This window comes from Herbiconiux daphne, assembly GCF_024979295.1.
Lineage (GTDB): Bacteria > Actinomycetota > Actinomycetes > Actinomycetales > Microbacteriaceae > Herbiconiux > Herbiconiux daphnes.
This window is the reverse complement of the sequence record NZ_JANLCJ010000185.1, coordinates 1-971: the sequence shown is the minus strand read 5'-3', so window position 1 is coordinate 971 and position 971 is coordinate 1. Positions and strand designations below refer to the sequence as shown.

Below are 971 nucleotides of genomic sequence, written 5' to 3'. Positions count from 1 at the left end.
GTACTAAGTCAATTATAACTTGGCACTGAAAAGGGGTCAAAATTTATTTTGTTGTCGGAACGTCAATCGTTTCTAAGTCTGACCAATTGTCAGGGTGTGCGCGATATTCAGGCGAATTGATCGCCGTGATCGCGTCCGGATAATGTTGGGTCAAACCATACGCCCAAATGTGGATCTTGTTACCGGCTAGGGTGACATCCGATTCAGCTTGGGTAATGGTGAAACTTCCATCTTTGGTGTAACCAATTGCATCATCCAACGCACCATCGTTATTGATACCCCATCGGATAAGAAACGCGACATGTGATTGATCACCATCAACCGCCACTTGGATTGATGTTGGATCAATGACTATCGCGTCCGGTTTCCTCGCGCGGGGTGGCTTAGGGTGTTGTCACTGTGATGTCGGCTTTGCCGATAACACCATTTTTGATGACAACGATCTCCACGGTTCCGGCTTTGATCAATTTCGCTTGACCACGTTGATCCACTGTTGCGATCGTTGTGTCAAGTGAAATCCATTGCGCACCACTCAAATCTGCGTTTGATGGTGTGATCGTAGCTGTTCCGGCAAGGTCTAATGTGTCGCCAACTTGACCGGCATTGATTGTGATCGCGATTGATTGCACCGGTGTTTGTCCACCAATGTGTGGTGGCACACCAACGCCGCTTGCTTTGGCTTCTGTTGGTAAACGGTCAAAACGAATCGTGCAAGAAAATTCTTCATACTCTGTCGCATCACCGGCACCTGCAACGATGTCCGTGATTGTCGCGCGACCTGTCCACATTGTCGTTGCATCAGATGAAACAACCATGTGCCAAACTTTACGTCCGGTACCAATTTTGTATTTCTTGCCGGCAACTAAGGCTTGCGCATCATCTGTTGGATCGAAGAATCCTTCAAACGAGTAGCCCGCACTTACGGACATCACAGTCGTTTCAGGCGTACCATCACCATCATAAAATCCGGT

2 protein-coding genes are annotated in these 971 nt (G+C 48.0%); both read right to left on the bottom strand.

The window, feature by feature from the left end; all coding sequences use genetic code 11:
- Positions 1 to 43: 43 nt before the first annotated feature.
- Positions 44 to 328 (bottom strand): hypothetical protein, encoded by a 285-nt coding sequence (locus N1032_RS23965; RefSeq protein WP_259542955.1) that lies wholly within the window; start codon positions 326 to 328, stop codon positions 44 to 46.
- Positions 329 to 383: 55 nt separating this feature from the next.
- Positions 384 to 971: phage tail tube protein (locus N1032_RS23960; protein WP_259542953.1), on the bottom strand; the 588-nt coding region annotated here is incomplete at its 5' end.